Source organism: Methylobacter sp., from assembly GCF_036845245.1.
Lineage (GTDB): Bacteria > Pseudomonadota > Gammaproteobacteria > Methylococcales > Methylomonadaceae > Methylobacter_A.
Genome location: NZ_DAIUEH010000040.1, coordinates 12413 through 23771, shown reverse-complemented (window position 1 = coordinate 23771; position 11359 = coordinate 12413). Strand labels below are relative to the sequence as shown.

9 protein-coding genes are annotated in these 11359 nt (G+C 46.6%); 2 read left to right on the top strand and 7 right to left on the bottom strand.

Going from position 1 to position 11359, the window contains the following annotated elements; translation table 11 throughout:
* Window positions 1-404 precede the first annotated feature (404 nt).
* Complete coding sequence (gene leuB / locus V7051_RS16885; RefSeq protein ID WP_333876879.1) at window positions 405-1511, top strand: 3-isopropylmalate dehydrogenase; 1107 nt, start codon at window positions 405-407, stop codon at window positions 1509-1511.
* Between the two features lie 157 nt (window positions 1512-1668).
* On the opposite strand, the gene V7051_RS16880 is transcribed toward leuB, so the two are convergent.
* A complete protein-coding gene (locus V7051_RS16880) occupies window positions 1669-2373 on the bottom strand; it encodes a TMEM165/GDT1 family protein (protein WP_333876881.1) in 705 nt (234 codons plus the stop codon).
* Window positions 2374-2457: 84 nt separating this feature from the next.
* Entirely contained in the window at window positions 2458-3408 is a 951-nt protein-coding gene (locus V7051_RS16875; RefSeq protein ID WP_333876883.1) for a ZIP family metal transporter, read from the bottom strand.
* Between the two features lie 461 nt (window positions 3409-3869).
* Between V7051_RS16875 and V7051_RS16870 the strand changes: the two genes are divergently transcribed.
* Window positions 3870-6353 (top strand): TonB-dependent receptor, encoded by a 2484-nt coding sequence (locus tag V7051_RS16870; RefSeq protein WP_333876885.1) that lies wholly within the window; start codon window positions 3870-3872, stop codon window positions 6351-6353.
* Window positions 6354-7003: 650 nt separating this feature from the next.
* Here the strand turns inward: V7051_RS16870 and V7051_RS16865 are convergent.
* The 5 genes from V7051_RS16865 to V7051_RS16845 form a co-directional block, all read right to left on the bottom strand.
* Entirely contained in the window at window positions 7004-8461 is a 1458-nt protein-coding gene (locus V7051_RS16865) for a beta-barrel assembly-enhancing protease (RefSeq protein WP_333876886.1), read from the bottom strand.
* 108 nt (window positions 8462-8569) lie between these two features.
* Window positions 8570-9547: a GGDEF domain-containing protein gene (locus V7051_RS16860; RefSeq protein WP_333876888.1), complete on the bottom strand. Its 978-nt coding sequence runs from the start codon at window positions 9545-9547 to the stop codon at window positions 8570-8572.
* Window positions 9544-10158 carry a chemotaxis protein CheX gene (locus V7051_RS16855; RefSeq protein ID WP_333876889.1) on the bottom strand — a complete coding sequence of 205 codons (615 nt, stop codon included), beginning with the start codon at window positions 10156-10158 and terminating at the stop codon, window positions 9544-9546. Before V7051_RS16855 ends, V7051_RS16860 begins: the two co-directional genes overlap by 4 nt.
* The gene (locus V7051_RS16850) at window positions 10155-10532 is read right to left on the bottom strand and encodes a response regulator transcription factor (RefSeq protein WP_333876891.1); all 378 of its coding nucleotides are present in this window, start codon (window positions 10530-10532) and stop codon (window positions 10155-10157) included. Before V7051_RS16850 ends, V7051_RS16855 begins: the two co-directional genes overlap by 4 nt.
* Before the next feature lie 242 nt (window positions 10533-10774).
* Window positions 10775-11251, bottom strand: coding sequence for an Rrf2 family transcriptional regulator (locus V7051_RS16845; RefSeq protein WP_333876893.1), 477 nt, complete (start codon window positions 11249-11251; stop codon window positions 10775-10777).
* Window positions 11252-11359 lie beyond the last annotated feature (108 nt).

Below are 11359 nucleotides of genomic sequence, written 5' to 3'. Positions count from 1 at the left end.
TTTCTATCGGCTGATGGTTTCATCACCGTCAGAGACGCTGATTGCAATAGGATCAATAACGAAGATAGGCATTTTTGATAAAACACGGATTCCTGATGAGCGACTAAATAGTTTTCGTTGTTTTAAGTATATTAATCATTTTCGTCATTTTACATGAAAATTTTACGTAATCTAATTCTTACTTTAATGCACTATAAAAACATGGCGAAACAGTAGCCCAAAAGACTATGAGACTTTGAGACATGCAAGGCCGAATGGTGTTAATGAAAAATACAAAGTAAAGCCGGTAAGCCGCAATACGGTATACAGTTAAATGATGCCCGGCTTTATTGAAAAAAATAAAGTAAAATAGCCGGTTTTTAAAATCCCACTCCGTAGATATTACGCAGATAGCAAAGGTACATATGAAGAATTATAAAATCGCAGTGCTAGCCGGTGACGGTATTGGTCCTGAAATTACTCGGGAAGCCATCAAAGTTCTCAAACTTATTGAAGAGCGTAACGATGTTTCTTTTGAATTGCTGCCCGCAGCTTTTGGTGCCTGCGCCTATTTTGAATTCGGCGATGCGTTTCCACAGTCGACTATCGATATTTGCGACCAAGCCGATGCCATTCTTAAAGGTCCGATTGGTTTGAGCCATGAACAATCCAAAACCATTCCGATTGATAAACAACCCGAACGCGGTGCGTTGCTGCCGATGCGTCGCCGTTACAATACTTACGCAAACTTTCGTCCGGTTTTCCTGCCTAAAGCCCTGGCTCATTTTTCCCCGCTGAAACCTGAAATTATCGGCGAAGGGATCGATATTATTATGGTTCGCGAACTGGTAGGCGGATTGTATTTCGGCAGCAAGGAAACCGGCATTAACGAGCAGGGCTTGCGTTATGTTAAAGAAACCCTGGAATATGATGAGCACCAAATCAGCCAGATTTTGCACCAGGCGTTCAAGCTGGCCCAAAAACGCAAGAAAGTGCTGCATAACATTCATAAAAGTAATGTGCTGAAATCCAGCGTGTTATGGAATGAAATACTGGATGAAGTCGCTAAAGACTATCCTGAAGTGGAAGTTATTCATCAGCTGGTCGACTCGGCAGCGACCAACCTGTGCCTGAAGCCTACCCAGTTCGACGTGATGGTTATGGAAAACATGTTCGGCGACATACTCAGCGATCAGGGCGGCGGCATATTGGGTTCTTTGGGACTGATGCCTTCCGCCTGTATCGGTGATGAAAAAGCCTACTACGAGCCGTCACATGGTTCGGCGCCGGATATCGCCGGAAAAAATATCGCCAATCCATACTCCATGATCGGTTCGGTTGCGATGATGCTGGAAAACAGTTTCGATATGGCCGAAGAAGCCAAGAATGTCTGGGCGGCAATGCAAGGCGTGTTTGGCGACGGTTATTCAACCGCTGACCTGTCCAAGCCGGGTAGTGGCGTTACGATGATCAGCACCGAAGAATTTGGCGATAAGGTTGTTGAAAAGCTGAAACAGATGCCGAGGGTATAGTCGGCTTGGAAGCGATAAACGCCGGATAAAATGCTTTTATTTACCGAAGAGTACGAGTTTTTTGTTGGTATTCAATAAGAGCCCGGAATAAAGCCGGTTCGAGCGAGAGCAAGAACCGGCGTTAAGCTTGGGTGGCCTTTTTGGGCTTACAGGTCTATTAACCCATGTAGCCGATATAAGCCCGATAACCTGCATAAACCGACAGCAGCAGGAAAATGGTTCCGCTGATCTTGTGCAAGAGGGCTAAAGGAACCTTTTGCAAGATAGTCCGGCCTGCCAGAATCCCCAAGGCCGATGTCGAGGCTAACGCGACTGTCGAGCCCAGCCATACCGCAGTCGGCACGGTGGTGCTGCTTAAGCCGACAACTGCCAGCTGGGTTTTATCGCCGAATTCGGCCACGGTAATCAATAAGAAAGTGGTGAAAAAAATGCTGTGGCCGCTTCTTTCTTTAACTTCCTCATTTTCATCTTCCGTTTCTACACGCAAGGAATGGATGCCGAACGCAGCAAACAGGACAGCGACGATGGTTGCAACTATATGTTCCGGTAGCCAACTGGCAATGGCGATGCCAAAAACAACGGCCAGAGTATTCAAAAAGGCAAAGGCCGCGATTGCGCCCAGTAAAACCGGCATGGCTCTGTGCCGGGATGCCAGCGTCATGCATACCAATTGGCTTTTATCGCCAATTTCAGCCGCTGCAATCAGCGCGAAACTGGTCGCTGCCGTGGCTGATATTTCGGTAAAATTGCCGTTGCTCAGCAAGGATAAAAACTGTTGGAAAGAGTTTTGAAGGTGTTCGAAAATATGTAGTGTGCTCAGTGATGTTAGAAAATGTTGTAAATAGCTTTGAAGATGATCCATTTTATTTCCTGAGAACGATTCTTTTGCATACTCCGTTGCAAGGTGCCTACAGCTTACCCTGCAACGGCAGTGATAGATAGGGTATTAACCCAGCATATTGTCCAAGGTCATCATGATGATGAAGCCGATCATTAATGCAAATGTGGCATAGCGGGAACGACCGTCGGAATGGGTCTCGGGAATAATTTCTTCGCTGATCACAAAGAGCATGGCGCCGGCGGCAAAGCCCATGGCTATCGGCAGGATAGGCTGGAACAGGGAGACCATGGTAATGCCGAGCAAGCCGCCTACAGGCTCGACTAAGCCGGTTAGTGTGGCAATGCCTACGGCTCGCCACTTGTTATAGCCCAGCCCTACCAAGGGCAGGGCAACGGCCAAGCCTTCCGGGATATTTTGCAGGGCTATCGCAATAGCCAGAACCACGCCGTTTTTCATTTCCCCTGAGCCGAAACTGACGCCGACAGACATGCCTTCAGGAAAGTTATGAATAGTGATTGCAATGATGAACAGCCAGACTTTTTTTAAAGAATTCAGCTGGGTATCGGACATTGAATCAAAATGCACGTGCGGCAGCTGGCGATCGGCGTAATGCAGGAACAGGGCGCCGATGATCATGCCCAGTGAAACGATGTAAATGCCTTTGCCGGGCCAGACCAGATTACCGTACGCCATGCCGGGAACCAGCAGGGAAAATGCGGTTGCCGCCAACATCACGCCGGCGGCGGCGCCGAGCATGCTGTTGAATAGGTTTTTGGATATGTTTTTAAAAAACAGCGCGGGTAAAGCGCCAAGACCCGTAGCCAGTCCGGCCAGGATGCTGGCAAAAAAACCGATAACAACCGTCTTACCGAAAATTAAATATAAACTGCCGAACACCACTAACTGTGACAACAGGAATAATCCCGCCACTGTCGCCCAACGTTTTAGCGGCGGCATAGCCAGTAGTTTTTGATAATTCTCGCTGGCTTTTATGGCGTCTACTTGATCTTCAAAATAGCGTTGCAATTTTGTTACAGTCATTGTTGTTACGGTCATAAGGTTTACCTGCATCGGCTTGTTTTGGAATATGCACCAGACATTATAACCAAATACCCATAACTTGGTTTTGTTTGTCGTGTATTACCCGAGGCGTATTCTGCTTTCATCGGAGAGTTCCGACATTTTTCAGGGGCATAGGAATATTTCCTTTTGTCGGCTGCTGCCTAGTGCCGAAGTAGCTGTTTGGCTATCATGGCGGCATAATCAATCTGGAGGGAAGAATGAAAAAACGTGCATACACGATACTTGGAGCAGCTAAGCTATCGTTCAAAGGTAACAGTCGTCATAGACGTTCTCGGCGGTACGATATTTTTACACTGGTCAATATTTAAACCTTTTCTTTCAAGCTGTTCGGAAAAGTCTAAAGAATCATCCGGGACCGATGACATTTTGGACTTTGTCGCTATTCAAGCATGAGTTGGAAGCTTACTAAATTAAAAACAACTAATAGCAAACTTATGAAATTATTTAATATCAAGCCATTTTCCGTTGTTCCCTTGGCGCTTGTCATGACACAGGCTTGGGGGGCACAAGAGCCTAATACGATGGAGCTTCCCGATATGGAAGTGGTGGATACCTCGCCTCTGCCGGGCTTGGGTCTCACCAAAGATCAAATCCCCGCGCCGGTGCAAACAGCGACGGACAAGGATATAGCCAAGACCAATGCCATCAATCTTACCGATTTCATGAACAGATCCTTGGGCAGTGTCTATATTAATGACACGCAAGGCAACGGCTTTCAACCTGATGTTAACTATCGCGGTTATACCGCCTCTCCACTGCTGGGCACCCCGCAGGGGCTTTCCGTTTATATGGACGGGGTGCGGCTGAATCAGCCATTCGGCGATGTGGTCAGTTGGGATTTGATCCCTAAGAACGCTATTTCTTCGCTCGCGATGATGCCGGGTTCCAATCCGTTGTTTGGCAGGAACACGCTGGGTGGCGCGTTGTCCTTACAGACCAAGGATGGCAAGCGCAATGCGGGTACTTCCGTTCAAGGTCTTGGGGGCGATTTTGGCCGTTACAATTTTGAGTTTGAACACGGTGGTTCTAACAAGCAAGGTTTGAACTGGTTCGCGTCGGGCAATTATTTTAATGAAGACGGCTGGCGGCAAAACTCGCAGACGAATGTTCGTCAGATTTTCGGCAAAGTAGGCTGGGAAGGTGAGAAAACAGATGTCAAATTCACTACCGCCTATGCCGACAATGAAATGTACGGCAACGGCTTGCAAGAACAACGCTTTTTAGCGAAAGATTACACCAGTATTTATACCAAGCCCGACATCACCGACAATCGCTCGCTGTTCCTGAACCTGGAAGGCACGCATGAGCTGAATGATAATATCGTCCTATCCGGAAATTCCTATTATAGGAATATCAGGACTCAAACCTATAACGGCGATATTAATGAAGGGGCGTTGGACCAGTCCGTTTATGCGTTGTCTGCGGCTGACAGGGCAGCGTTAACCTCTGCGGGAATAGCGTTCCCTACCGCTGCGATGAACAGCGCTAACACATCTTTTCCTTATTTGCGTTGCGTCGCCCAAGCCTTGCAACAAGATGAGCCGGGTGAAAAATGTAACGGTCTGATCAATCGCACCAGTACTTCGCAAGAAAACTGGGGCACTTCGGGACAGGCCGTGCTTAACAGTAAGTTATTCGGCAATACCAACCGTTTCCTTTTTGGTGGCGCTTACGACCAAAGCATAGCCAGATTTAACCAGTCCACCCAGCTTGGCTATCTGAACCCTGATCGCAGCATTACCGGTATTGCGGCTTACGCTGACGGTATGACCGGCGGAAACGTCGATGGTGAGCCGTTCGACAACCGGGTTTCGTTGAAAGGGGATACCCTGACCTGGAGTTTTTTCACCGAGGACACGCTGTCCATCGGCGAACATTTGCATATCACCGCCTCAGGCCGTTATAACTACACTTCGGTAAGTAATCAGGATCAGATTCATCCGAACGGCGGCAGCGATTCTCTTAATGGCAATCACGCTTTCGACCGTTTCAACCCGGCCGTGGGCTTGACTTATAACCCGATAAAAGCGCTTGGCTTTTATGCCGGCTATAACGAGGGCAGTCGTGCACCGACCACCATTGAACTCGGTTGCGCCAACCCCGATCAGCCTTGCAAACTGCCCAATTCGATGGCCGGCGATCCACCGCTCAAGCAAGTCGTCACGCAGACTTGGGAAACCGGGTTCCGTGGTCAAGCGCCGGGGCAAATTGATTGGCATGTCGGTTATTTTCATATTGAAAACCAAGATGACATTTTATTTGTGGCTGACAACCAGGCCGGCTTCGGCTATTTCAAGAACTTCGGTAAAACCCAACGCCAAGGTATGGAAGTCAGCCTGGATCGTAAAGTGGAACAATGGAGCGTAGGGGCGAACTATACCTATTTGGACGCGACCTTCCAGTCTCATGAAATCGTCAATGGCACCGGCAACAGTACTAACAGCGCAGGTAGCGGGTTGGAGGGTACGATTGCGATCAATCCAGGTAATAAGATTCCTTTGACGCCAGCACATATGTTCAAGACTTACGTGGATTATCAATTCACCAAGGATTGGGGCACTAATGTCAATATCATGGGATTTTCAGACTCTTATGCCCGGGGCAACGAAAATAATGCACACCAACCCGATGGTCGATACTACTTGGGTTCAGGCAAGGTTCCCGGATATGTTGTAGTGAACTACGGTTTGCGCTATACGCCCAGTTATGTACGCGGCCTGCAAGTGTTTGGACAAGTCAATAATATTCTGGATCAGCATTATTATACTGGAGCGCAATTGGGGCCAACCGGATTCGACGGCAACGGCAACTTTCAAGCTCGTCCATTCCCTGCTAATACTGCGTCAGTACAACAAGCCACTTTCTATTCGCCGGGTGCTCCGCGTATATTCTGGCTGGGGCTTCGCTACTCTTTTTAAATGCCGGCTATGTTGTAGCTGCTCCTTCTCCGCTACGTCAACCTATCTCTACGGGGCGCCTGTACTTTAATGAGGTATAGGTGAGTTGGCGTAGCGCGACCTGACCCATTACCGGGTTACGCTGCTAAAGATACGTCTTGCTGCATCGCTTCTGGATAATCTATATTCATAACGCCATGATTAACATGTAGCAGAGTGTTAAAAGTAGGTATTTTTTCGACAGCATGGGAGCGGTGGGATAGCAAATCGAACCGCTATTGTCGAGGCGATACAGAAGAGTAAATATCTTTTCTTTCAGGCAATAAAAAGCCCGCATAAAGCGGGCGTGTTGAGTGCTGTTATTATTGTTATTTAGTTGTCGTTTGCAACTTGACCCAAGCAGTGTCACTTATTTTATTATTATTATCAGCTAGTCTATAAAGACTAAATTCCCCCTCTTAGTCGGTAATTAAACCGCGCTCACTCCCTTAAGCTGGTGCGAATTCTATTCAAATGAATCCTCCTTGTCTATTTAAAAATGGGGTTTATCGGAAAAAATATAATCACGGTAGAAATGTATAGTAAATACAGTCTATTACAGGGTTTTAGATGGCTCTAATAAATAAAACGACAGGCAGTCATTGCCTTCTGTTCAGGTAACGTTCAGGTTTTTATCGATTGCGTCTGGCTTCTTCTTCCTGATTGGTAAAGAAGTTGAGCCGTTCATTAAGGATAGAGGATAGTTGGAAATTAAGGCCTTTTGATTTTTGAGCCAGTTTTATTTGCAAGATTGCATCTCTGGTTTGTCCCGTTGCATAGTAATATTCCGCAAGATAACGATGAGATTCGGCGGGTTGATTTAAATCGCTATAAACTTGCGCCAACAATTCCAAGTAAATCGGTTGCCGCTGGGTTTTAGGCTTTAACGTAGATAAATTTTTCCGTGCCAGATCGGCGTTACCTGTTTTTATTAGAGAAGAAATATATTCCAGCTTGATGGCTTCGTTATCCGGAAATTGCTCGGTCAGTTTTTTATACCGGGCGAGCGCTGTCGTGTAATTTTTAGATTCCAGTGCAGTGCGGGCAAGTGCGGTTACGTACTGCGCCTGGTTTGGGTATTCTTTACTCAGTTGTTGGAAAATTGTTTCCGCTTCATTGAATTTTTGTGAGTTAAGTGCGCACAATCCAAGTCCGTAGCGGATAACGGCACGTTGTTCAGTCGTGCCTTGAGTTGATCGAAGTTGAAAATATTTAAGCGCCTCGGCGCTGTCAGTAGTGGTTAGAACCCGAATTTTTGCCTTGGCTAATTGATAACCGAGCGAGTCGGGGTATTGTTTGTAAGGATAGATTTCAGCACGTCCCCGTGTGTCGGAAATACGCGAGGCAGTAACCGGGTGAGTTCTTAAAAATTCAGGAATATTCTGCCCGGAATAGCGGCTGGATTGTTGTAAGCGCTCGAAAAAAGTGGGCATGCTGCGCGGATCAAACTGGGAAGCAGCCAATGTTTGCATGCCTACCCGATCAGCCTCAGCCTCGTTTTCGCGAGTAAAATCGATTTGGAACTGAACATTGCCGGCCTGGATCGCCACGATGGCGGCTTGGCCAAGAGCGGGGGATTGGGTGCCTAATAAAATGGCGGCCAAAGTCGCGGCGGCAGTAGGGATCGATAAACGGCTGGAAGCCTCATACGCTCGGTATAAATGGCGCTGGGTAACGTGGCCAATTTCGTGCGCCATCACCGATGCTAATTCGCTTTCGGCTTCTGTGATTAAAATTAACCCGGAATTTACGCCGATATAGCCGCCAGGTCCCGCAAAAGCGTTAATATCATTTTCCATCACCACAAAAAAATGGAACGGGTTGCCCGGCGCATCGCTATTAGCCACCAGTTTTTCACCAATGGTTTGAATGTATTGCTGAATTTCGGCATCCTGATTGATGGAAATTTGCGAGTGCAGGCTACGGAAAAATGCTTCGCCGAACTCTTTTTCTTCGGCAGGCGTAATCAGGGTGCCGGAAGAGTCGCCCATGTCGGGTAATTCAATTTTGTTAATCTCAACAGCCTGTTGCGGGGCAGGGAAGAGAGCGAGGCTCAAAGCCAGTGTAATAGCGGATGGTTTGAATTTCATACGATGAGACTGAATAAAATTTAACGTGAGTTTAACAGGGTTGTTAATGACTCAACCATCATGCTTCGTCTGGGCTGTGATGATTAAGCTTTATAGGGTGGGTTTGCTCTATTGTTCCAGATATTCGTGGGTTTCGCAAAGCGGCAGGGAAATATATTGGTTGCGGCCTTTTTGCTTGGCTTGATAGAGCGCTGCGTCAGCTTTGTTTAACAGGTTGTCATCATTTTCCGGAATGCCGGTGCACAGACCGATGCTAATTGTTAACCGATGGAAGGGGCTGGCATTTATATGCGGTATTGCCAGATTAAAAACCGCGCGTCTTAATTTTTCAGCAAACTGTTCGGCAGTGGCTTGGGGTAAGTGCGGCATGACCAGGACGAATTCTTCTCCGCCGTAACGCGCAACAATGTCGGTGGCGCGCGATAATTGCGATTGTAATGCACCGGCTACCAGCTTTATTGCATTATCGCCGGCTATGTGTCCGTAATAATCGTTATAGGATTTAAAAAAATCAATATCGATCATATAAATGGATAAAGGATGTTTTTGCCTTTTTGCTTCGGCTACGGCTATTTCGTAATGCGCATCGAAAAATCTGCGATTGTTGATATCAGTCAAGCCATCCGTTGTTGCTTCTTTTTTCAGGATTTCCGAATGTGAGCGCAGCATTTTTTCACGCTTGATCGAGGTGCTGGAATCCGTTACCTGAATGAGGCAGCAGGACTCATCCTGTTGTGACTGGATGGGCGTGATGGTGATTGATTGATACATCCTGGTTTGCGGTTGATTTGCTTCGGATGCGTTATACAGCGGCAGTGGCGTGCGATGCAGAGCGGTAGACAAAACCACGGGTAGTCGGTAGGCCAAAGTATTTTTGAGCGCGGTCATGAATGCCGCCGACACGGGCTCTGAAAATGCATTTTCAAGAAGCCGATTAAGGGCATCGGCTTCTTGAATGTCGCTATGTTTGGCAATCCAGTTGTTCCAGAGTAATACTTTGCTATCGGCATCAACGACAATTAACCCGATATTAATTGCGTTGGAGATATCTTCCATATTAAAACGTTTCGTAGTGATCGTATTCATGCAATGCTGCCAAGAAATTGATCGACATGGATAACAAGATTGGTCAAAGATGCTGAGCTTAATAGAAACACGAGATTGCCTGTTGTATGGCGCTTTTCGATGACGAGATCAATGTGTAATAACATAACATAGGGTTGATCGGAGTTATCTTTGAATCGATGTAATATTTCATTGGCTGACGCCACTCTGTAATGGGGTAAAGAGCTTTCCAGCGTGAAGTGGAGTATGTCGGCCATTGCGGATAGGCAAGCGTTCAAAATGATGTTGCCCAATTCACACATGGCTTCGTGCTCAAACTCTGCAAGCTCTTCAAGGCTCATTTGCGAGCCCATCATATCGCTGACGATTTTCAATGCTTGTTCTTCGGTAAACAAAAGCACGGCCTCGGCATTAAACGGGCCGCTAAAATGCTGACTTACCGCACCAAAGCGTCCGCTGTTTAATGACAATGTTGCCGAATTTATATCTTCTGAGTTAAGGACTTGCACATAGGGGACGGAAATATGGACTTCGTCTCCGACAATTTCGCTCAAGCTTAATGCTGCGCGACCTGCACCGATGCTAAATATCTCAGCCAAGGCATCAAGGTGAAGTTCGCTGAGTCCGCTCATTTGGAATTTGAAAAATAATCTAGCGTCAGAGCAATTGATTTTTCTGTGACCGGTTTTGCCACTAATATGGTTCCTAGTGAGCGGGCACGGTTTTGATGGGTTTCTTGAATGTTTGCCGAGAAAATAACGATCTTTATTGAAGGATATTTAGAAAGTATCTGTTCAGCTGCATCGGTTCCTGCAATTCCCGGCATGTTAATATCCATGGTGCAGTAATCCGGATGCTCACTATCAGCAAGTTCAATAGCGTCTTTTCCGCAGACTGCTTCAGAGATTATCCATTGAGGACGTTGGGCAAGAATGTGTGTGCGGATTAACATGCGTGATACTTTGCTATCATCGACGATCAAAAGTTTTTTTATTGAACTGTCCACAAGTATTATTTTTGTTGAGGTTAGGCTCCAAATATTCTACATGAAAAGATAAAAGTCTCGAAGCTATTCTCTCTAGGGATGCGCAGAACAAATCGCTTTCCGGTTTTTTTGGTTTTCAGTATTATTGTTTTATTTTCATATGCATACCGGTCATTTGAATAGATAAGCGACGATAACATGCGATTAAATGCCGTTTATGGATTTTTGATCGCAACGATTACCCGCTTACTTGGCGTTGAAACTTACATTTTATTTCCAGTGCCGGTACCCGGGGTTAGTACGGTCGGCGGTTCGTTTTGCGATAGTTCAACACGTACAGTGTCCGGCAGTGCATCTGCCAGCGTCGCATTATCCAGGACTTGTAAATAGGCATCGCCCGCGCGTGCCAATAAGTGCTTTAAGCCGCAACCGGGCAGTAACCGGCAGTGCTGCTGTCCGGGATCGAAACACTCTACCCAGTTAAAATGACTTTCCATACTACGCACCACCTCACCAATACGGATCATTTCCGGAGGATGCTGCAAGGATAAGCCGCCGCCTTTACCGCGCGTCGTTTTAACAAATCCTTTGCTACCCAGTTGATGCACAATCTTCACCAGGTGATTGCGGGAAATGTCAAAAAAATCAGCAATTTCGGTAATATTCGCCTGCCGGTTCGGTGACATTGCCAAGTAAAGTAATACTCTGAGAGCGTAATCCGTATAACTGGTCAGTTGCATGTTGCTTGATGTTGGGAAAAGAACTATATTATAAGCTGTATTTTTAATATATCTTTGGCGGAGGATATATTGTAATCATTAATTTTTCTGAAATTATACCTCAAGCCC

Coding starts and splice junctions, on each gene's coding strand:
- leuB (WP_333876879.1), top strand. CDS start 405: ATGAAGAATTATAAAATCGCAGTGCTAGCCGGTGACGGTATTGGTCCT.
- V7051_RS16880 (WP_333876881.1), bottom strand. CDS start 2,373: ATGGATCATCTTCAAAGCTATTTACAACATTTTCTAACATCACTGAGC.
- V7051_RS16875 (WP_333876883.1), bottom strand. CDS start 3,408: ATGACCGTAACAACAATGACTGTAACAAAATTGCAACGCTATTTTGAA.
- V7051_RS16870 (WP_333876885.1), top strand. CDS start 3,870: ATGAAATTATTTAATATCAAGCCATTTTCCGTTGTTCCCTTGGCGCTT.
- V7051_RS16865 (WP_333876886.1), bottom strand. CDS start 8,461: ATGAAATTCAAACCATCCGCTATTACACTGGCTTTGAGCCTCGCTCTC.
- V7051_RS16860 (WP_333876888.1), bottom strand. CDS start 9,547: ATGAATACGATCACTACGAAACGTTTTAATATGGAAGATATCTCCAAC.
- V7051_RS16855 (WP_333876889.1), bottom strand. CDS start 10,158: ATGAGCGGACTCAGCGAACTTCACCTTGATGCCTTGGCTGAGATATTT.
- V7051_RS16845 (WP_333876893.1), bottom strand. CDS start 11,251: ATGCAACTGACCAGTTATACGGATTACGCTCTCAGAGTATTACTTTAC.